Origin of the sequence: Pseudomonas migulae (genome assembly GCF_043225285.1) — a bacterium.
Taxonomy (GTDB): domain Bacteria; phylum Pseudomonadota; class Gammaproteobacteria; order Pseudomonadales; family Pseudomonadaceae; genus Aquipseudomonas; species Aquipseudomonas migulae_C.
The window spans coordinates 3,259,583-3,279,679 of the sequence record NZ_CP171224.1; the positions used below are offsets into that span (position 1 = coordinate 3,259,583).

Annotated in this window: 17 protein-coding genes; 12 read left to right on the forward strand and 5 right to left on the reverse strand. The window is 60.0% G+C overall.

Going from position 1 to position 20,097, the window contains the following annotated elements; genetic code table 11:
- Positions 1–83: 83 nt before the first annotated feature.
- From ACF6ZU_RS15090 to ACF6ZU_RS15120, 7 genes are read left to right on the forward strand one after another with little or no spacing between them, the layout of a single operon-like run.
- The gene (locus tag ACF6ZU_RS15090; RefSeq protein ID WP_392893679.1) at positions 84–1,841 is read left to right on the forward strand and encodes a carbamoyltransferase; all 1,758 of its coding nucleotides are present in this window, start codon (positions 84–86) and stop codon (positions 1,839–1,841) included.
- Entirely contained in the window at positions 1,825–2,955 is a 1,131-nt protein-coding gene (locus ACF6ZU_RS15095) for a glycosyltransferase (RefSeq protein WP_392893681.1), read from the forward strand. The genes ACF6ZU_RS15090 and ACF6ZU_RS15095 overlap by 17 nt, the downstream gene beginning before the upstream one ends.
- A complete protein-coding gene (locus ACF6ZU_RS15100; protein ID WP_392893683.1) occupies positions 2,955–3,851 on the forward strand; it encodes an antimicrobial resistance protein Mig-14 in 897 nt (298 codons plus the stop codon). Before ACF6ZU_RS15095 ends, ACF6ZU_RS15100 begins: the two co-directional genes overlap by 1 nt.
- An 8-nt stretch (positions 3,852–3,859) precedes the next feature.
- Positions 3,860–5,293 (forward strand): PIG-L deacetylase family protein, encoded by a 1,434-nt coding sequence (locus ACF6ZU_RS15105; RefSeq protein ID WP_392893685.1) that lies wholly within the window; start codon positions 3,860–3,862, stop codon positions 5,291–5,293.
- A gap of 53 nt (positions 5,294–5,346) precedes the next feature.
- Positions 5,347–6,231 (forward strand): DUF6625 family protein, encoded by an 885-nt coding sequence (locus ACF6ZU_RS15110; RefSeq protein ID WP_392893686.1) that lies wholly within the window; start codon positions 5,347–5,349, stop codon positions 6,229–6,231.
- Positions 6,228–7,382 (forward strand): glycosyltransferase family 4 protein, encoded by a 1,155-nt coding sequence (locus tag ACF6ZU_RS15115; RefSeq protein ID WP_392893688.1) that lies wholly within the window; start codon positions 6,228–6,230, stop codon positions 7,380–7,382. Before ACF6ZU_RS15110 ends, ACF6ZU_RS15115 begins: the two co-directional genes overlap by 4 nt.
- Positions 7,379–8,263, forward strand: coding sequence for a glycosyltransferase (locus ACF6ZU_RS15120; RefSeq protein WP_392893689.1), 885 nt, complete (start codon positions 7,379–7,381; stop codon positions 8,261–8,263). Before ACF6ZU_RS15115 ends, ACF6ZU_RS15120 begins: the two co-directional genes overlap by 4 nt.
- Positions 8,264–8,417: 154 nt before the next feature.
- Here ACF6ZU_RS15120 and ACF6ZU_RS15125 read toward each other — a convergent pair whose 3' ends face one another.
- The gene (locus ACF6ZU_RS15125) at positions 8,418–10,277 is read right to left on the reverse strand and encodes an O-antigen ligase family protein (protein WP_392884915.1); all 1,860 of its coding nucleotides are present in this window, start codon (positions 10,275–10,277) and stop codon (positions 8,418–8,420) included.
- 154 nt (positions 10,278–10,431) lie between these two features.
- On the opposite strand from ACF6ZU_RS15125, the gene msbA reads away from it, so the two are divergent.
- The 5 genes from msbA (at position 10,432) to ACF6ZU_RS15150 (ending at position 16,514) form a co-directional block, all read left to right on the forward strand.
- The gene (gene msbA / locus ACF6ZU_RS15130; protein WP_392884917.1) at positions 10,432–12,234 is read left to right on the forward strand and encodes a lipid A export permease/ATP-binding protein MsbA; all 1,803 of its coding nucleotides are present in this window, start codon (positions 10,432–10,434) and stop codon (positions 12,232–12,234) included.
- A gap of 176 nt (positions 12,235–12,410) precedes the next feature.
- The gene (hldE, locus tag ACF6ZU_RS15135; protein WP_392884918.1) at positions 12,411–13,832 is read left to right on the forward strand and encodes a bifunctional D-glycero-beta-D-manno-heptose-7-phosphate kinase/D-glycero-beta-D-manno-heptose 1-phosphate adenylyltransferase HldE; all 1,422 of its coding nucleotides are present in this window, start codon (positions 12,411–12,413) and stop codon (positions 13,830–13,832) included.
- Between the two features lie 127 nt (positions 13,833–13,959).
- Positions 13,960–14,934, forward strand: a complete 975-nt coding sequence (locus tag ACF6ZU_RS15140) for a glycosyltransferase (protein WP_392884920.1) — start codon at positions 13,960–13,962, stop codon at positions 14,932–14,934.
- 35 nt (positions 14,935–14,969) lie between these two features.
- A complete protein-coding gene (locus ACF6ZU_RS15145) occupies positions 14,970–15,638 on the forward strand; it encodes a hypothetical protein (RefSeq protein ID WP_392884922.1) in 669 nt (222 codons plus the stop codon).
- A 69-nt stretch (positions 15,639–15,707) separates the two neighbouring features.
- Positions 15,708–16,514, forward strand: coding sequence for a hypothetical protein (locus ACF6ZU_RS15150; protein WP_392884923.1), 807 nt, complete (start codon positions 15,708–15,710; stop codon positions 16,512–16,514).
- A 6-nt stretch (positions 16,515–16,520) separates the two neighbouring features.
- Here ACF6ZU_RS15150 and ACF6ZU_RS15155 read toward each other — a convergent pair whose 3' ends face one another.
- The 4 genes from ACF6ZU_RS15155 to ACF6ZU_RS15170 all read right to left on the reverse strand — a co-directional run bounded on the left by ACF6ZU_RS15155 (position 16,521) and on the right by ACF6ZU_RS15170 (position 20,020).
- Entirely contained in the window at positions 16,521–17,486 is a 966-nt protein-coding gene (locus ACF6ZU_RS15155; protein ID WP_392884925.1) for a metal ABC transporter ATPase, read from the reverse strand.
- Between the two features lie 33 nt (positions 17,487–17,519).
- Positions 17,520–18,323, reverse strand: a complete 804-nt coding sequence (locus ACF6ZU_RS15160) for an aldo/keto reductase (protein ID WP_392884926.1) — start codon at positions 18,321–18,323, stop codon at positions 17,520–17,522.
- Positions 18,320–19,495 (reverse strand): NAD(P)/FAD-dependent oxidoreductase, encoded by a 1,176-nt coding sequence (locus ACF6ZU_RS15165; protein ID WP_392884927.1) that lies wholly within the window; start codon positions 19,493–19,495, stop codon positions 18,320–18,322. The genes ACF6ZU_RS15160 and ACF6ZU_RS15165 overlap by 4 nt, the downstream gene beginning before the upstream one ends.
- 192 nt (positions 19,496–19,687) lie before the next feature.
- Complete coding sequence (locus tag ACF6ZU_RS15170; protein WP_008027887.1) at positions 19,688–20,020, reverse strand: multidrug efflux SMR transporter; 333 nt, start codon at positions 20,018–20,020, stop codon at positions 19,688–19,690.
- Positions 20,021–20,097 lie beyond the last annotated feature (77 nt).

Genomic DNA, 20,097 nt, shown 5'->3' on the forward strand with positions numbered 1-20,097 from the left:
TAGCTGTCTCTCGCCCATTGCGAGGGCACATTCATTTTGTGGCGCCTTGGCGCCTGCATGCAGACTAAAGAGGCTAGACCCCTGTGGCATTGACGATTCTTGGCCTGTCCGGCGCCCTTAGCCATGATCCTTCCGCAGCCTTGTACATCGACGGCAAGCTGGTCGCGGCGGCTGAAGAAGAGCGCTTCGTACGCGATAAACATGCAAAGAACCGCATGCCCTACGAATCGGCGAAGTTCTGCCTCGAGCAGGCGGGTATCAAGCCGTCCGACGTTGACGTGGTCGCCATTCCATTCGCGCCGATCAGCCTGTTCGGCAAGGCGCGCTGGCAGTACGCCAAGCGTTACTGGTACGCCCCGGACCGCGCCCTCGACGCGATCCTGATGGGCAACCGTCGCTACAAGCGTTATCGCAACAAGATCGTCTGGTGCCTGGAGCAACTGGGCTTCGATCCGAAGAAGATCAAGATCGAGCCGGTCGAACATCACCTGGCTCACGCCTCCAGCGCCTACCATTGCTCCGGCTTCAAAGAGAAAACCGCGATCCTGGGGATCGATGGCAAGGGTGAATACGCCACGACCTTCTTCGGCTACGGCGAAAACGGCAAGATCCACAAGATCAAGGAATTCTTCGATCCGGACTCCTTGGGCGGTCTGTACGGCGCGATCACCGAGTTCCTCGGTTTCGACATGCTCGACGGTGAGTTCAAGGTCATGGGCATGGCGCCGTACGGCGACGCCAGCAAATACGATTTCTCGCGCCTGGCTTCGTTTGAAAACGGCGAACTGGTGATCAATACCGACTACGCCAACGTCATCGGCCTGCGTCGCTATAAAGAGAAGGGCAAGGGTTACTACTTCTCGCCGAAGCTGATCGAGTGGCTGGGTCCGAAGCGCGAAGGCGACATTGCCGACGAGCCTTACATCCACTATGCCGCCAGCATTCAAGCGCTGTTCGAAAAAATTGCGCTGCAGATGATCGATTACTACCTGGGCGACGTGCTCAAGGAAACCGGCAAGCTGGCCTACGCCGGTGGCTGTGCGTTGAACGTCAAGCTGAACCAGAAAATCATCGCTCGTGATGACGTCAAAGAGCTGTTTGTACAGCCTGCGTCCGGCGACGCCGGTACTGCGGTCGGCGCCGCAGCCTATGTGTCCCATGCCCGTGGTGTGCCGGTCGAGAAGATGGAACACGTCTACCTCGGCCCGTCGTACACCAACGAAGACGTGCTCGCCGCGTGCGCCCGCCACCCGAGCAAACCGGTGTGGCGCAAACTCGACAACATGCCGGAAAACATCGCCAGGATCATGGTCGACGGTAACCCGGTGGCCTGGTTCCAGGGCCGGATGGAGTTCGGTCCGCGAGCCTTGGGTGGTCGTTCGATCATCGGTTGCCCGAGTGCCACCGGCGTGGCTGACCGCATCAACCACCAGATCAAGTTCCGCGAGCGCTGGAGGCCTTTCTGCCCGTCGATGCTCGACACCGTTGCTCCGCAGATGATCAAGATCGATCACCCGGCGCCGTTCATGACCTTCACTTTTGAAGTGGCGGAAGAGTGGAAGACCCGCGTCCCGGAAGTCGTCCATGAAGACGGTACTTCTCGCGCCCAGGTGCTCAAGCGCGAATACAATCCGCGCTACTACGACATGATGAAAGCGCTGGAAGTGCTGACCGGTAACGGCGTGTCGCTGAACACCTCGCTCAACCGTCGTGGCGAGCCGATGATCTGCTCGCCGACGGATGCCCTGAACATGTTCTTCGGATCCGACCTACAGTATTTGATCATGGAAGACATCCTGGTGGTCAAAGAGGGCGCGGACGCATATGACACGCTCGGCTGAACGCCACGTGCTGCAGTTCTGCCACGGCTATGACGGTCCGTTTCTGGACTGTGCCCGGCAGTACGCCAGCCTGTTCGCGGGGACTGGCTATCGAGTGACCACGGTGTTTCTGACCGGGGTCGCCGATGCTGACGTGGCCGCGAACTGCGCTTCCGATGATGTGTTGTTCATGGAATTCAGCTCCCGGGCGATTCGTGGCCTCAAGCTGGGTGCCATCCGCGAGCTGCGCAAGATCGCCGCTTCGCGCGATTTCAGTTTTTGCATCGCGCACCGTTTCAAGCCGATTTACATTGCTTTGCTGGGCACCTCGCTCCCAGTGATCGGCGTGCACCACGCGTTTGGCGATTACAAGCGCGGTACACGCCAGTTCTTTGCGAATTTTTTCCGCAAGCGGCTGAGCCTGCTCGGCGTCTCCGATGCCGTGCGCGACGACATCCGCCGTTGCCTGCCTAAATGGCCGGCGGCAAGGATTCAGACGCTTTACAACCGCATCAATGTGCAAGCCTTGCAAGACAGTCACGTGTCCGTTCGCGAAGCCCGGGAAACCCTGGGCCTGTCGATGGATGCGTGGGTCATCGGCAACGTCGGCCGGCTTCATCCGGACAAGGACCAGGCCACGCTGCTCCACGGTTTTGCTGCGGCATTGCCGGGTCTGCCGGCCAACAGTCAGCTGGTGATTCTCGGTATTGGCCGGCTGGAGCAGGACCTCAAGGCCATGGCCCGCGAGCTGGGGATCGGCGACCGTGTACTGTTTCTCGGTCAGGTGCCCGATGCCCGTCGGTATTTCCGTGCTTTTGATGTGTTTGCCCTGAGCTCCGATCACGAACCGTTCGGCATGGTATTGCTGGAAGCCATGGCTGCCGGCGTGCCGCTGCTCGCAACGGCCTGCGGCGGGGCGAAGGAAGTGGTCGAAGGCGTTGGCATTCTGTTTCCGCTGGGCGATGCCGAGCACCTGGCTCAAGGGCTGCAACACCTGGCGGCGATGGATGATCAACAGCGTCGCCAATGCGCCGAGTTGATGCTCGATCGCCTGCGGGAGCGCTTCTCCGATCGCGCAGTGCGCGAGGCTTTCTGGCGTCTGCCACAGGTTTCCGAAATGGCACCGAGGGGTTGATGCTCAACCGATTTCAAGGCTGGCGCGAGCGTGGCTGGTCGGCCGTCGATGCCTCGACGTATGCCGAGGCCTGGCAACGTTATGGTGGCAGCGTCGCCACTCATCCTTTGGTGGTCGAGCGCCTGGCACAGTTGGCCGGCATTCCGGTGCGCTACCTGGCCTGGGCGCCGAATGGCGAAGTCGAGGCGGCGATTCCGACCTGGGGGCGCGACCTGGCCTTGTCCAAGGACGTGCTCAAGCGCAGCGGCAAAAAAGGTCTGTTCGACCTGGGGAATGCCGAGCTCATCCTCCCGGCCGCTGTTGATACGCAAGCCCCTCTGCGTCATCGCGCACGCTATTTGTCCGCACTGAATGAAGGCCGCTTCAGCGGCATCAGGGTGCAGGCCGAACAGTTGGCCATGGCCCGCACGCCCGAAGAACTGTCGAAGAAATTTCGCTACAACCAGCGCCGCGAATTGCGTTTGCTGGAAGAGGCGGGCGGCGTCGTGCGCCCCGTCAGCGAGTTTTCCAGTCAAGAGCTGGCGGCCATCTACTGCGATTTGTTCCTGCGTCGCTGGGGTTTCCCTGCGACCGGGGCGGAGCGCATGGCCGAGGTGATCGAGCTGTTGCGTGACTTGCTGATCGGTTCGGTGATCTTCCTCAACGAAGCGCCCATCGCGATTCAGCTGGTGTACCGGGTCGAAGCGCCGCAATGGATCAGCGTCGAGTACATCAATGGTGGCGTCGATCCGCAAACCCGTGAATTCAGCCCCGGCAGCGTATTGAGCTTCCTCAATACCCAAAGCGCCTGGGAGCATGCACGCGCGCTGGACAAGCCCTTGCGGTTCTCCTTCGGTCGCGCCGACCGTGAATATAAGGACCGCTGGTGTAATCCTGTGCCGGTCTTCACCGTATGAGCCCACCCATGAGTCGTAAACAGCAATTGCTCAAGCGTCACCGGCGCAACAAGCGCGTCGGTCTGTTGATTGCCCTGGTGCTGTTGATTGCCGTGGGTGTGCTGGTGGCGTGGTGGCTGCCGCTGGTGCTGGCGGTCCTGGGCTGGATCGCTCACGAAGCCTGGTTCGCTGACCATTTGTTCTATTCGCCCAAGGACGATTACGCGTACAGCTTCCCGCCCTTTACGCCGCAACCCAAGGTTCACCTGAATGGCGAGCGCTTGCGCCTGGATGACGGCGTGATGCTGGTGGACGACGCGACGCTGATTTTGGCCGTACGGGTCAAAAGCACCTGGCTGGGACGCTTCATCGATCCGTTTGTCGAGCTGTCGGGAGGCGAAAACCCGGATCGCCAGACCTTCGAGCGCGGTGCCAATGGGCTGCGTTACCTCAATCTCAGTGGTCAGGCGCAAGTCCTGTCCCGGGGCGAATTGCGCCTGCGGGGACGTTTTTGCCGAGTGTTTGGCGAACCTGTGCTCTGGGCGCTCGAGCAACCGGATTACCGTCGTCAGCGAGTGATGGTCATCGCGCCGCATGCCGACGATGCCGAGCTGGCGGCCTATGGCTTGTACAGTCAGGCCGACGAAGCCTGGATCGTGACCCTCACCGCCGGCGAAATCGAAGCCGAGCACTATCAGCAGGTGGGGCTGAACAAGGTCGAAGCGGCGCGCCTGAAGGGCCGGCTGCGGGCCTGGGACAGCATCGCGGTACCACGCTGGGCCGGTGTGCCCGAAGCCCATTGCGTACAGCTGGGTTATTTTTGCCTGCAATTGGCTGCGATGCAGGCCGCCCCTTCCCGGCCAGTGGGTTCGCGGGAAGCGGAGATGGATGACACCCGCTTGTTCCGCCAGTTGAACCCCTTTGCGCTGCCGGGCGACGTCGACGGCGCGCCCACCTGGAACAATCTGCTGGCCGATCTGCGCGAATTGTTGTTGCGGGCTCGCCCTGAAGTCATCGTGTTGCCGCACCCGACGCTGGATCCGCACCCGGACCACATTTGCGCTCAGCAAGCGGTCCTGGAAGCGCTGCGCGGCCTGGAATGGCAGCCGACCACGCTGCTCGGTTATGCCAACCACCTGCATGACAACGATCGATGGCCCATGGGGGATGCCGGTCATGGCATCGCACTGCCGCCCGCGTTCGATTCGTCGCTGGCGATGCAACCTTGCTGCCTGCCGGTTCCTTTGGCACTTCAGCGGGATAAGGCCATGGCGCTGGGGATGATGCATGACCTCCAGCCACGCATGCCCTCCAAGCGGAAAGTGCGGCGGTTGATACAGTGGCTCTTGGCCAGTAGAGTGCCGCCCATCTATGGAGAGAACGAGTTCTTTCGCAAGGCGGTCAGACGCCACGAACTGTTCTGGCTTCTGAAGCATGGTGAAACACCTGTGAAGCAGAACTGAAGTACATCTCTGCCTAGCATGGCGGAGTTTCCAGCATTTACAGTGAGTTTTCCGTGATTAATCCTTGCCCGCGTATTTTGTTTCTGATGCCTTACTTTGGCCGCTGGCCCTTCTGGATGCCGTTTTTCCTGGAGAGCTGCCGTCGCAATCCTGACATCGATTGGCTGTTCTTCACCGACTGCGGGGTTCCGGAAAACCTGCCGCCGAACGTGACCATCGAATGCATGATGTTCAGCGATTACTGCGGGTTGGTGTCCCAGCGACTGAATATCGACTTCGCGCCGAAAGAAGCCTACAAACTGTGCGACATCAGACCCGCGTTTGGAGTGATCCACGCCGATCGCCTGGAGGGCTATGATTTCTGGGCATTCGGCGACATTGACCTCGTGTACGGCGATCTACGCAGTTACTTCACCGCAGACCGGCTCGCCTCCTATGACCTGTACTCGACCCACGAGCGACGAGTAGCAGGGCATCTCTGTCTGATCCGAAACACTGCCCGCAAGCGCGAGTTGTTCAGGCAGATCAAGGACTGGGAAGCGCGGTTCACCGATCAGAAGCATCACGCAATCGACGAAGGCGCGTTCAGCCGGATCTTTCTCTGGCGCAAGAATTTCCCCGAGCCGTTGTTCAAGCTGGTGGGCAAGTTCAACCCGTGGCGCCGCCGCAGCGAATTCACCGAGGCCTTCAGTACGCCGGGTGGGTGCATCAAGTGGCATGACGGGACAGAGAATTTTCCACACCAATGGTATTGGCGCGACGGTGTCGTGACCAATGATCGCGATGGCGATCGCCGTTTTCCGTATTTCCATTTCGTCTGCTGGAAGCGCAATGAGTGGCCGCTGTTGCCGCAACCCGATCCAGCGCAGATCAAGCGCCTTGCCGCTGAGCCCGCCTGGGTCATCGATGCGACGGGTTTTCACCGGGGAGAGTTATGAGTCAACGGTCAAAGGTTCTGCAGCTGCAGCCTGACTACAATGTCAAAGCCCATGACTTCGCCGACCTCGCGGAGCAGATCGTCAAGGCTTTGCCGGGTGATCGCTATGAAGTGACCGCCGCGTTCCTGCGCGGCAAGCCCGGGCCGGGCGAAGCCGTAAGTCGTGCCGATCGTTCGGTTTATTTCGAGTTTTCCGACAAGGCGCTCAAGGGCATGCGCCTGCGTGCCATGTGGCGGCTGTACCAGTTCTGCCGCAAAGAAAAATTCGATGTGGTGATCTGCAACCGCTTCAAACCCGTGAACATGATGCTGACGCTCAACCGCTGGCTGAAAGTGCCGCTGTGCATCGGCATTTCCCACGGCTTTGGCGAGTACGACCGGTTCTACCGGCGTCGCCAGACCCAGCGTCTGATCGATGGTCACTGGCGTTTTGTCGGCGTGTCGCCGGCGGTCAAACAGTACCTGCTGGACTGCGACTGCGGTTTCACCGATGACAACACCTATGCGATTACCAACGCGATCGACATCGAACAGGCCGAAGGCTTGCAGCACAGCCGCGAACGCGCCCGTGAACTGCTCGGCATTGATCCGTCGGTGCGCTTGATCGGCGCGTTGGGGCGCCTGGTGCCGGTCAAGGGGCACACTTACCTGTTGCAGGCGTTTGCCGCGCTCAAGGACAAGTACCCGAATACCCAGTTGGCAATCATTGGCGCCGGTCGCGAAGAGTCGCGCCTGGCTGCCGAGATCGAGCGTCTGGGGCTTGGCGGGCGTGCGCACTTGCTGGGCTTCAAGGAAAACGCCTTGCAGTACGTACGCGCCTTTGACATCTGGACCATGCCATCGCTGGCCGAAGGTCTGGGGCTGGCATTGCTGGAAGGCATGAGCGGCCATCTTCCGGTGATCGCCTCTGACGTGCCGGCGATGCTGCCGCTGATTCAGGGCGCGGGCGGTCTGGCGATCACGCCGAAAGACGTGCCGAGCCTGGTGGCGGCGCTGGATAACTACCTCGGGCTGCCGGATGACGCGCTCAAGGCCAAGGGTGAGCAAGCCTATCGTTATCTCCAGGAACAACATGACATCGAGGTGTTCCGCCAGGAATACCTGAACCTGATCGAATCCGGCTTGAGCAAGGCCCGCAAGGAATATTCATGAGCGACGCACAACCCATCGTCACGGTCATTATCGCGTCGTATAACCACGGTCGTTACATTGAGGAGAGCATTCTCAGCGTTCTCAACCAGACCTACCCGAACATCGAGTTGCTGGTGGTCGATGACGGCTCCAGCGATGACAGCGTGGAGCGAATCAAGGTCTTGCAGGCGCAACACGGCTTTGATTTCCGGGTGCAGCAGAATCAAGGGCTGACCAATACCCTCAACGGTGCCATCGCTCGCGCAAAAGGCAGCCTGATCGTACCCTTCGGCTCCGATGACATCATGCTCCCCGAGCGCATCGCTACGCAGGTTGCGCACATGGACGGCAAGCCTGAAGTCGGCATCTGCGCCGGTAATATCGAGCTGATGGACGCTGACGGCATTGCCTACCCGGAGTCGCGCCAGCGCCGCGACGTGCCGTTCCGTCGCCTCGACTTCGATGACATGTTCCTCGAGCGCAAGCCTTATCCGCCGGCGCCGACCCTGATGATTCGCCGCGAGGCGCTGGACAAGGTCGGTGGCTTCGATCCGACCATTCGCCTGGAAGACTTGCTGATCGAGCTGAAAGTGACCCACGCCGGTTACTTCATTGATGGCTTGAACGTACTGATGGCGCGCTATCGCAAGCACGCCACCAATTCCTACAAGAATCACCGCTTCATGATCGATAACATCCTGCGTACCTACGCCTTGTTCAGCGATCATCCGCTGTACGACCACGTACGTTACAAGTTCCTCAGTTCGATGTTCCTGAAAACCGCCAATCGCGACCGCAAGCTGGCGCGCGAACTGCTGGCGCAGATCCCGTTCAAGGCGTGGAACAAGAAAACCTGGCGTGGTCTGGGGCGCTTGTATTTCTCGCCGCTCGAGAAAGATTGAGCCAAGGCTGAACCTGAACCTGAACCTGAACCTGTAGGAGCGAGCCTGCTCGCGATGGACGTTAACGATTCCGCGTGCTGTCTGAATGACCGCGTTGCCGATGAGTCCATCGCGAGCAGGCTCGCTCCTACAGGGAGAGTCGTAAGCCTTGGAGTCAGTGGGCCTGGGCAGACGGGCTCGTCGCCAGCACTTGTTTGTGCAGGGTATCCACCGCCGATTTCGAGGCTGTCACCGCATAGCCTTGCAGCAAGGCCTGGAAATGATCTTCGAACAACCAGCGTCGATCAACGGTGTAGCGCTGCATATGGCGCAGATTGCGCTGGCGCAGGGACAGGCTCAGTGAAGAGGGGTAGAGACGCAGGTCAGCCACATCGATCAGACCGAACTCACCGTCTTCCAGCACCAGCACATTTCCCAGGTGCAGGGAGCGGAAATACACCCCCTGCTCGTGCAGTTGGGCCATGAACTTGCCGAAACGCTCCACCAGCGCCTGACGCACGTCCGGTGCCGTGATGCCTTGCAGGACCTGACGCAGGGTGTTGCCCGGCAAAGGCGTGTAGTGCACGGCGCTGCTGCCGTCACTGAGACGGTAAAGGTCGAGGATCTGCGGCGTCGGGAACCCCATGTTGCGCAGTCGTTCGCTGTTGACGGCAAAGCGTTCGGAGTAGGCGTTGAAGCTGCCCGAGGTGTACCAGCGACGCGGCCGGAACAGTTTGAGAAAGCTGCCATCGACCAGGCGCAAGACTTTCGGCCCCAGGCCATCTTCTTCTATTACCCGGGCATCAGTGGTCAACGTCTGGAAGTCTGACGGCGTCAGTTTCTTGATCGAAACGGCCAGCAGGCGGCCGGCACGCTGGTTGATGCTCAGGGCGGCGATCAGTGCCAAAGGAATCCACAGCAGGAACCAGTGCTCCTTGGGCCGCGAGATGATCCCGCCGCCCTCGGTCAGGCCTGCACCGATGCCGAACACCAGCCAGGTCGAGGCGATGATGAACAGCGGTTGCACTCGATGACGCCAGCTGCTCAGCAGGCCCCATGCCTGGAAGAACAGCCATGGGATGAAGCCGAAAATGCCGACATAGAAAAGCACGCCAAGGGCGAAACTGTGGGGTTCCGCCAGCGTGTATCCGATGCCCACATCGATGTCCATGCTGGCGTCGTAGCCATGGCCGATCCACGGGTGTTCGGCGATTTTCTGCAATACCACGCTCCAGATTTCAAGACGATAGGAATCGCCCCTTGCCAGGATCATGTCCGAAAAAAGCGCTACCACGGCGCCGCCGCCAACGAAGAGGATAACCAGCATTGCAACGGATCGGCGGTTCCAGCAAAGGAAGCCCAGCCACAATGCAGCCAATGTCAGGGCAACCAATGGGGTTCGCGAGCCGGTGGCGAGTACGGCAATGAACATGACGACCATCGCCGGAATGCTCAGCCACAGAATCTGCGGGCGCTTGCAGGTCATGCTCAGGCTGAGCCAGTAGGCGCAGAAGAAACCGAACAGGTGCGAGCTCAACAGGGAATTGTCAAAAGCGCCTCCACCGACCAGGCGCACGCCCGGCTGATGGACCTGGGCAAAAATGTACAGGTTGTAGATCGACGCGATCAGCCCGACGATCGCCGCACTGAACAGCAGGGGCTGAACGATTTCGCTGCGGTAACGGACCAGCAGGTAGCACCCGGCGAACAGCATCAGGGTGTGCAATGGCGGTTTCAAATTGCCCGAAAACCCTTCATCACCGGGCCCCCAGCACAAGCTCAACAGCGCCCAGCTGGCGAACAGCAGTGCCGCCATGATGATCGGCTCGCGCAGCAACTCCTTGAGTTCCCGGGGGCGCATGCACAGGGCGATCAGCGCTGGAATGCTGAACAAACCATAGTAGAGCTTGTGAAGCAGACTGCGGTCCGGCAGGAAGAACAGCGAGCACAGAAGCAAAAGATAGCCAAGTGGAAGCATCCACAGGCAAATGAAATCGAAGACTCGATTGGACGTGTTGAAACCGCTGACTTGCATGCTGAAAGATTCAATCCTGAAGTTGATCGGCCATTCCGGTGATGGCTATATGATACCGTTTGCGCCGTCTAACAATAACAGCCTTTATGGGATTGCCAGAACCCGGAGGAAGCTGTGCTAAAGTCAGCGTCCTTTTTATCGACATTCGCGTGATATGACCGACTCCAGTCTCTCCGCAAGCCCCTCGAGCTTGAAAATCTACTTCCGTCTGCTTGGTTATGTCCGGCCGTACATCAGCCTGTTCCTGATCAGCATCGTCGGTTTCCTGATTTTCGCTTCGACGCAGCCAATGCTCGGCTACATCCTCAAGTATTTCGTCGATGGCCTGTCCAACCCCGAAGCGGTGCTGTTTCCAACCGTCCCGTATCTGCGCGACCTGCAACTGCTGCAAGCCGTGCCGCTGCTGATCATTCTGATCGCGGCCTGGCAGGGGCTGGGATCTTATCTGGGCAACTACTTCCTGGCCAAGGTTTCTCTCGGCCTGGTCCACGATCTGCGGGTCGAGCTGTTCAACAACCTGCTGGTCCTGCCCAACCGCTATTTCGACAAGCATAACTCCGGTCACCTGATTTCCCGTATCACCTTTAACGTGACCATGGTCACCGGGGCGGCAACAGATGCGATCAAGGTCGTAATCCGTGAAGGCATGACGGTGATCTTCCTGTTTGCGTCGTTGCTGTTCATGAACTGGAAGCTGACGCTGGTCATGGTGGCGATCCTCCCGCTGATCGCGCTGATGGTCCGCACGGCGAGCAAGAAATTCCGCAAGCAGAGCAAGAAGATCCAGGCGGCCATGGGGGACGTGACGCACGTGGCGTCGGAAACCATCCAGGGTTATCGCGTGGTACGCAGCTTCGGTGGCGAAGTCTACGAAGAGAAGCGCTTCTTCGACGCGAGCCAGGGCAACACCGACAAGCAATTGCGCATGACCCGTACCGGCGCCATCTACACGCCGCTGCTACAACTGGTCATTTACAGCGCCATGGCGGTGCTGATGTTCCTCGTTCTGTTCCTGCGGGGCGATGCGTCCGCCGGTGACATGGTGGCCTACATCACCCTGGCCGGCCTGCTGCCCAAGCCGATCCGTCAACTGTCCGAAGTCAGCTCGACCATCCAGAAAGGCGTGGCCGGTGCCGAAAGCATCTTCGAGCAGCTGGATGTTGAACCGGAAGTCGATACCGGCACTGTCGAACGCGACGCCGTGACCGGGCGCCTGGATGTGCGCCATCTGAGCTTCACCTACCCAGGCACTGATCGCCAGGTGCTCGACGACATCAGTTTCTCGGTCGAACCCGGGCAAATGGTCGCGCTGGTCGGTCGCTCGGGCAGCGGCAAGTCGACCTTGGCCAACCTGATTCCGCGCTTCTATCACCACGACAAGGGCGAGATCCTGATCGATGGCGTGGAAGTCGAACAATACAAACTGCTGAACCTGCGCAAGCACATCGCTCAGGTGACCCAGCACGTGACCTTGTTCAGCGATACCGTGGCCAACAACATCGCCTATGGCGATCTGGCCGGCGCACCCCGTGAAGACATCGAAAAAGCCGCGAAAGACGCTTATGCAATGGACTTCATCGCGCAATTGCCCGAAGGCCTGGATACTCAGGTCGGCGAGAACGGCGTGTTGCTCTCCGGTGGCCAGCGCCAGCGCCTGGCGATTGCCCGGGCCTTGTTGAAGAACGCACCGTTGCTGATTCTCGATGAAGCTACTTCGGCCCTCGACACCGAGTCGGAGCGGCACATTCAGGCCGCCCTGGATCAAGTGATGAAAGGCCGGACCACCTTGGTCATTGCTCACCGCCTGTCGACTATCGAGAAGGCTGACCTGATTCTGGTCATGGATCAGGGCCGGATCGTCGAACGCGGCACGCATGCCGAACTGTTGGCACAAAACGGCTATTACGCACGTCTGAACGCCATGGGCCTGGATGCACCGGCTGAAGATATCGCCTGATAGCCGTCGACGTTCATTCGTGGTGAACGACCAAAACGAATCGCAGTCTGAAGTTTTCGAACTTGCCCAGGCTGCGATTTTTTTGCTTTTGGCTCCCGCGTTCATGCCATGGGCAAGCCCTGCGCCAACCCTGTGCTAATATCCCGCCCTTGTTCATTTTGTATGTGGGTTGCTCCATGAAGTTGTCCATGCCGCGATTCGATCAAGCCCCTGTATTGGTGGTCGGCGATGTCATGCTCGACCGCTACTGGCATGGTGGTACCTCACGGATTTCCCCTGAGGCACCTGTGCCGGTGGTCAAGGTCGAGCAAATCGAGGACCGCCCGGGCGGTGCCGCTAACGTTGCCCTGAACATTGCTGCGCTCGGCGCGCCGGCCTCGCTTGTGGGTGTGACCGGTGACGACGAGGCTGCCGACAGTCTGGCCAATAGCCTCAAGGGCGCGGGTGTGCGCGCGCTGTTCCAGCGCATTGCGCACCAGCCGACCATCGTCAAGTTGCGGGTGATGAGTCGTCACCAGCAATTGTTGCGAATCGATTTCGAAGAACCCTTTGCCACCGACGCGCTGGCGTTGGGCGAGCAAGTGGATGAATTGCTTGAAGGCATAAAGGTGCTGGTGCTGTCCGACTACGGCAAAGGCGCGCTGAAAAACCATCAGGTGCTGATCCAGGCCGCTCGCGCCCGTGGCATTCCGGTACTGGCCGACCCCAAGGGCAAGGATTTCTCGATCTACCGCGGTGCCAGCCTGATCACGCCGAACCTCAGCGAATTCGAAGCCATCGTCGGCGGTTGCGCCGATGAGCACGAACTTGTGAGCAAAGGCGCGCAACTGATGCACGACCTGGACCTTGGCGCCTTGCTGGTGACCCGTGGCGAACACGGCATGACCCTGTTGCGCCCGGAACACCCTGCGTTGCACTTGCCTGCCCGTGCGCGGGAAGTGTTCGACGTGACCGGTGCCGGCGACACGGTGATTTCCACCCTGGCCGCTGCGATCGCCGCCGGCGAAGAATTACCTCACGCAGTCGCGTTGGCCAACCTCGCCGCCGGCATCGTCGTCGGCAAGCTCGGTACGGCGGCCATCAGCGCACCCGAGTTGCGCCGTGCGATTCAGCGCGAGGAAGGTTCCGAGCGTGGTGTGCTGGGCCTGGAGCAGCTGCTGTTGGCCGTTGACGATGCTCGGGCGCACAAAGAAAAAATCGTTTTCACCAACGGTTGTTTCGACATCCTGCATGCTGGTCACGTGACCTATCTCGAACAGGCGCGGGCCCAGGGCGATCGTTTGATCGTCGCGGTCAACGACGATGCGTCGGTAAGTCGCCTGAAAGGGCCTGGGCGCCCGATCAACAGCGTCGACCGTCGCATGGCTGTCCTGGCTGGGCTGGGTGCCGTGGACTGGGTCATCAGCTTCCCCGAGGGCACACCTGAAAACCTGTTGCGCGAGGTCAAGCCGGACGTGCTGGTCAAGGGCGGCGATTACGGAATCGATCAAGTGGTCGGTGCCGACATCGTGACGGCTTACGGCGGCACCGTAAAAGTGCTGGGGCTGGTGGCCAACAGCTCTACGACCGCGATTGTCGAGAAGATCCGCAGCCGTTGATCAGTTCAATAACTCCCGTTTCGTACTGCGTATGAGCGGGTTTTATCGTGAGGATATGGACGTCTCTGATGATGTTGGTGGGTGTTGCCCATTGCTCTTGCCTGCTTTGTCTCGTGGTAAATGATTTATGAAAGTCATGCTCCTGGTGATGGACGAGCAACGGGTAATTCTGGACAGGCTCTATGAAATCGTGCAGCAGAACTGCGACGAGTGTGTCGTCTATCGCCTGAGCAAAAAGCAGCAAATGAACCTGGGCCCGTTCTTCGCTTCTATCGACTATCAGGGCTTCGACCGGATCGTGATCTTCTCCAGGGTCAAGCGCCTCGTCCCGCAACTGAGCGTCCTGAAGTGCATTCCCGGTCTGGTTTTTCTTGAGCATGACGCTTATCAGAACTACATGCGCGAGAGTAAATACCATCGGGTTTACTCGCTTCTTTATAAACGTCTGCCAAGTGCTCGGGTGCTGGTTTCCGGCGCTGTTGTCGCCCGTCGGATGCAGGCTGAAAACATTGATGCAGTGTTTGTTTCGAAGGGATATGACGAACAAATGCTGCATAACACCGGGAGCGTGCGGGACATTCCGGTGGGCTTCCTCGGTAGCCTGAAAAGTACCGAATACGCGCAACGCCGGGCGCTGCTCGAATCCCTCTCCCAAAGAACCGGCATGTTGGTGGGACGCACCAAGTCAGGCGCCGACTATCTGCAAATGCTCAATCGGATCAAGATTTTTGTGAGTGCCGATATCGGCATGAATGAATTCATGATCAAGAACTTTGAAGCCATGGCGTGTGGCTGTGTACTGCTGGCGTGGAGTCAGGGTGAGGAAGACGAGCTGCTGGGGTTCCAGGACATGCACAACGTGGTGTTCTATCGCAGCGAAGACGAGGCCGTGGAAAAACTCAAGCTGCTGCAGAATGACCCGTCGCTGACAGCGCGTATCGCCAGTAACGGGCAGGCTTTCGCCGAGAGTCAGTATTCCTTTGATCGCGTAGGTCGCACTCTGGCTGCCGAGATTCAGCGTGAAATGCGCCCTTGGCAACCGCCTTCAGCGTTCACTCGCCTGTGGGTAAAAGTGCGTTACGGCATGCAGGTTCCAGAGTAGCCATGGACAATCAGTCGCCTCGGCCCGATGAGTCAATGGCGCTGGATGCGTTGCCCGGCGGGCATCAGTCTGTGCCGGGCGGGCTGCCGGAAGAGCTGAAGGCGTGTCTACGCAAGGCCGCCCGAGTCCTGTTGGTGGCCAATAACCCGGCCATTACCCGAGACGATTTCCAGGCGCTGGACATCGGCGTGGACGATGTCGTCGTCAGCTTCAACAAATGTGTCCTGGCGGAACTGCTTTGCTCGCGCAGCGTCAATCTCTTCGTGCATGGTTTCAATGCGCCGGACGCTTACTTTTTCGGCCTTCCCTACGGACCTGAAGTGCAGCGGATTTTCCGACAACCTGACGCGCGATGTTTCACGATGCTGGTCGGGTGCACTGGCGCCATGTGCCCTTTGCCGCAGGTGGCGCTCTATTGGGAGCGTATTCCGTTGCCGGCCTTGTGGAACTATCCGGTGGATCGCCCGGGCGGTAAACGTTATGTCGGGCCTACAACCGGATTCAATGCGCTGGTGTTGTTTAACTGGTTGCGCGGGCAAGCGGATTACAACTTCCAGCTCATGACCCTGGGCTTTTCCAACGAAGCGGGTAAGCGCTGGGGCGGGCATGCGTGGGATTACGAGCGGGACTGGTTGTTGAAATCGGACGTCACCGTCATCCCCCTGCAGCGTCGCCGTTGGTGGCAGAAACTGTTCCATCGTTAATGGGCTTGTCCCGGTTACCCGCCGGGCGCCAAACGATGAGCCTGATTATTTAACAAGGGGTGCTGTCGAGTGTTGAAGATTGCGGTGGCTTTTTTTGGTATCCCGAGAAATTCGCAAATCTGCTTCCCCTCCATCCAGGAAAACGTACTTGCTCAGCTGCCTTCCGACAGCGACGTGAAGTGCTTTTATCACCTGTATAAAATCGACGAAGTCCAGAATTCGCGCTCGGGTGAGCAGGGCGAGTTGGCGGCGGACAACTACGCGCCCTTTGAAACCATGACCGGGCAACTGACTTCGACCGAAGGCGTGCTCGAGCGCTGGAACTTCGAACAAGTAAAAGCATTGGGCGATACCTGGGCGGATGATTACGCGTCCCTCAGAAACCTGATCTATCAGCTCAACTCGCTGCACACGGTCACGACCCAGATGGAGTCGTTCAATCCCGACTTCGTCGTCTTCGTACGGCCGGACAACTTCTTCCACACGCCGCTACCTGTCTATGTGTTCAAGCACGCCGACGCCCGGCGGCTCAACACCTACATTCCCGACTGGCAGTGGTGGGGCGGCTTGAATGACCGGTTTGCCATTTGCGGGCGCGACACCTACGTCACCTACGGCAAAAGGATCGAGCGCATTTTCGAGTTCAGTAAAGCGACGGGAAGAAAGCTGCACTCCGAGCGGTTGCTCAAGTTTGCCTTGCAACAGGCTCGGGCGAAGATCTGCACCCTGGAGACCCAGGCGTCGCGAGTCCGGATCACCGGCGCCTTTGCCGAGGAATCGTTTTCCCCCAAGCGCGGCATGGGCAAGCGCGAGAATCGCTATTTCCATTTTTTTGCGCGGCTGCGCACCTTCATGGACAAACAGCGGGCAGGCTAGATAGGGTTATTTACGCAAACTGCCCCGCACCAGCCGGACCAGACTCAGGGCTTTGACACTCAGTTTCTTCAAGCCCCGTCGCGGCGCCTTCGGTACTTCCAGCCCTTGTTGGGCCACCCAGTCCTTCCAGCGAATACGCTCCTCGCGCACCGTCCAGCCGTCCTGAATGGCGAAACTCTCCGCCAGATACAAACCACGGGTACTGGCCGGCAGAAGCTTGTCGCGCTTGAGCGTGTACAGCTCGGGAAGCGGGACGCCATCGTTCAACGGCATCAAATACAAATCCGGGCGTTTGCGATCCAGGCGAGCCACCAGTTGGTCGCCTTCCAGCCGCTCGTCGACATGAAACAGGCTCAGGGACTTGGCTTCCTTGGGCACGTCCAGACGCAAGTCGTAGATCAATTGCAGCGACGCGGTCGGCAGGTGCACGTAGGCTCGTGGGCGCTCAATCAATTGCAGGTTGGCGCATCGCACCGGCCGCGCCGCGCCGGACAGCGGCGTCAGGCGAAACGGCAACGCCTCACGGTAATGCAGCGCCGACGAGTAGGGCGCCGGCAGCCAGGTGTCGTTGAAGCGCCCGCCGAGCCAGCCTTCCGGGGTTTCCAGCAGGCACTCTTCGGCAATCTCCTGGATCGCCGTGTGCAGCGGCAGGTTCAGCTCGTGGGCCGGCACATAACCGGAGATCAGCTTGAGCACCACATCGCCACGGTCTTGCCGACGCTGACGCACCAGCACCCAGTAATCGCGATTCTGCCAGTGCAGCGTCAGGCGCACCGAGACCCCGAGGTTGGCCAGCTCCAGCGAAAACCGTTCGCTGTCGGCCACCGTCACCGGACGGCGACGTTGCAGGGTCTGGGAAAAATTCAGCGGCATCCCGACGCTCTGGTAGCTCAAGCCTTCGGGCGTCGCTTCGACGAATAGCGGCAGGGTCTTGAAGTTGCTCGGGTTCTTTCTAATGAGCGTACGCGGCATGTCGGCTCCTGCTTAAGGCCGCGTGGGGCGGCATCAGTTGCTACGTAGGACCTGGGCAACGGTCGCGACGTTATGGGCGAGGTGCAGCGGATTGATGGTCCCGACAATAGCACTGGCCACACCCGGGTGTTCAAACAACAGCTCGAAACTGGCGCGCACCGGGTCCACGCCCGGACTCAGGCAGACGTGTCCGCTGGCGAGGGCTTTTTTGACCAGGATGGCTTTGCCGTGAGCAGCAGCATAGTCAATGACCGCCTTCTCATGCTGCTCGTTCAGATTGTAGGTGACCATGGCGCAATCGCCTTGCTCCAGAGCCTTCAAACCACCGTCGACGGTTTTGCCGGAAAAACCGAAACCGCGAATCTTGCCCTCGGCCTTGAGCGCCGCGAGAGTGGCATAGACTTCGCTGTCGTTGAGGATGGCCAGATCGTTGCCGTCGGAGTGCACCAGCACCAGGTCGATAAAGTCCGTTTCCAGACGTTGCAGGCTGCGTTCCACCGAGAGACGGGTGTGTGCAGCGCTGAAATCGTGGCTCGACTGGCCGTTGGCAAACTCTTCGCCGACCTTGCTGACGATCACCCACTCCTGGCGCTGGCCGCGCAGCAACGGGCCGAGGCGTTCTTCGCTGCGGCCATAGGCCGGGGCCGTGTCGATCAGGTTGATGCCCAAATCGCGCGCCTGTTTTATCAGCATGCGCGCTTCGTCGTCGTCGGGTATCTGAAAGCCGTTGGGGTATTTCACGCCCTGGTCGCGGCCGAGCTTGACCGTGCCAAGACCCAACGGCGAAACCAGCAGGCCGGTGCTGCCCAGTGGGCGGTGAAAATCGTGCAGGCTCATGGCAGTAATTGCTCCCAGGCGGGAACGCCCATCGGCGGCTTCGGCAATTCGGGCAATGGCGCCGGGTGGCTAGGCTGGATGCCGTCACGCTGCAAGGCGCTGATCACGCGATCGGAGAAGTCCGGCGCCAGGGCCAGCTTGGTCGGCCAGCCAACCAGCAGCCGGCCTTCTTCGGCGAGGAACGCGTTGTCCGGACGGGTCAGGCCCGATTGCAGCGGCTCGGCGCGGTCCACGCGCAACGTCGCCCATTGCACGGTGCTGAGGTCGATCCAGGGCAGCAACTGGCCGAGTTCTTTCTGCGCGGTGGCAATCTGCTCGGCGGGTTCGCGGGCGACACCTTCGGCTTCGGCAATGTCGCCACCCAGGTACCAGACCCACTGACCATCCGCCGCCGGATGGGTCGTGACGGTGATGCGCGGTTTGGTGCCGCCGCCCAGGCAGTGAGCGTACAGCGGTTTGAGGCTCGGGCCTTTGGCGATGATCATGTGCAGCGGTCGGCGTTGCATGGCCGGGCGGCTGAGGCCCAGCGCTTCGAGCAGTGCCGCGGTACCGCCGCCGGCGCTCAGGACGATGCGCTGGGCGCGGATCTCGCGCTCGTCGACCTTCAGGCCCACCAGCACGCCACCGTCCAGCAGCGGCTCGATCTTCTGGCCGGCGAGCAAGCCATCACCCGCCAGGTCGGCCAAGCGCTGAATCAGGCTCGGCACGTCGATCACCAGTTCCGCCAGGCGATAGACCTTGCCCTTGAAGCGCTTGTCTTGCAGGGCTGGTGGCAATTGGTCGCCCTTGACCTGGTCGACACGGCCACGCACGGCTTTGCTGGCGAAGAAACTGGTGAGGTTGCCGGCGATCGTGCCGGGGGACCAAAGATAGTGAGCTTCGGACAACAGACGTACACCGGACAGGTCCAGCTCGCCGTCGCCGGCCAGGGCTTCACGCCAGCGGCGCGGCATGTCGGCAATGGCTTCCGAGGCGCCGGTCAGGGCGCCGTGCAGCGCGTACTTGGCGCCGCCGTGAATGATGCCCTGGGACTTGAGGCTCTGCCCGCCGCCGAGGGTGGCGCTTTCCACCAGCACGGTCGAAAAACCCTGGCGGCGCAGGCGTGCATTCAGCCAGAGGCCGGCGACACCAGCGCCGACAATCAGAACGTCGGTGGAAATAACGGATGGCATGCGGCGACCTCAGTGTTCAAGACGAGGGCGCAGTATACAGACTCGAAGAACAGTGGATTAAGTCAGGGGTGTACGCAAAACCTGTGGGAGCGAGCCTGCTCGCGATAGCGGTGTGTCAGTCGACACAAATGTTGCCTGATACATCGCTATCGCGAGCAGGCTCGCTCCCACAATGGGATTGTGTTTCAGGTTCTAGTGGCCGGCGGTTTTGGAGAAGAGCTGGATCACCACCACGCCCAGTACGATCAGCGCCATCCCCAGCATCGCCGGCACGTCCAGCTTCTGGCCGTAGATGAACAGCGCCGCAACGCTGACCATCACGATGCCCATGCCGGCCCACACCGCGTATGCCACGCCCACCGGCACGCTGCGCACCACCAGGGTCAGCATCCAGAAGGCGATGCCGTAACCGACGATCACCAGAATCAGCGGCAACGGCGTGCTGAAGCCCTTGACGGCTTTCATCGACACGGTCGCGATCACTTCGGCGCAGATGGCAATGGCCAGGTAGTAGTAAGCGGTCATGGGGGCATCCTCGTGTGAAGTGTTGCTTTCTGAGTTCGGCATTTTAGAGATTATCCAGATGCGGTAAAGTCATTACC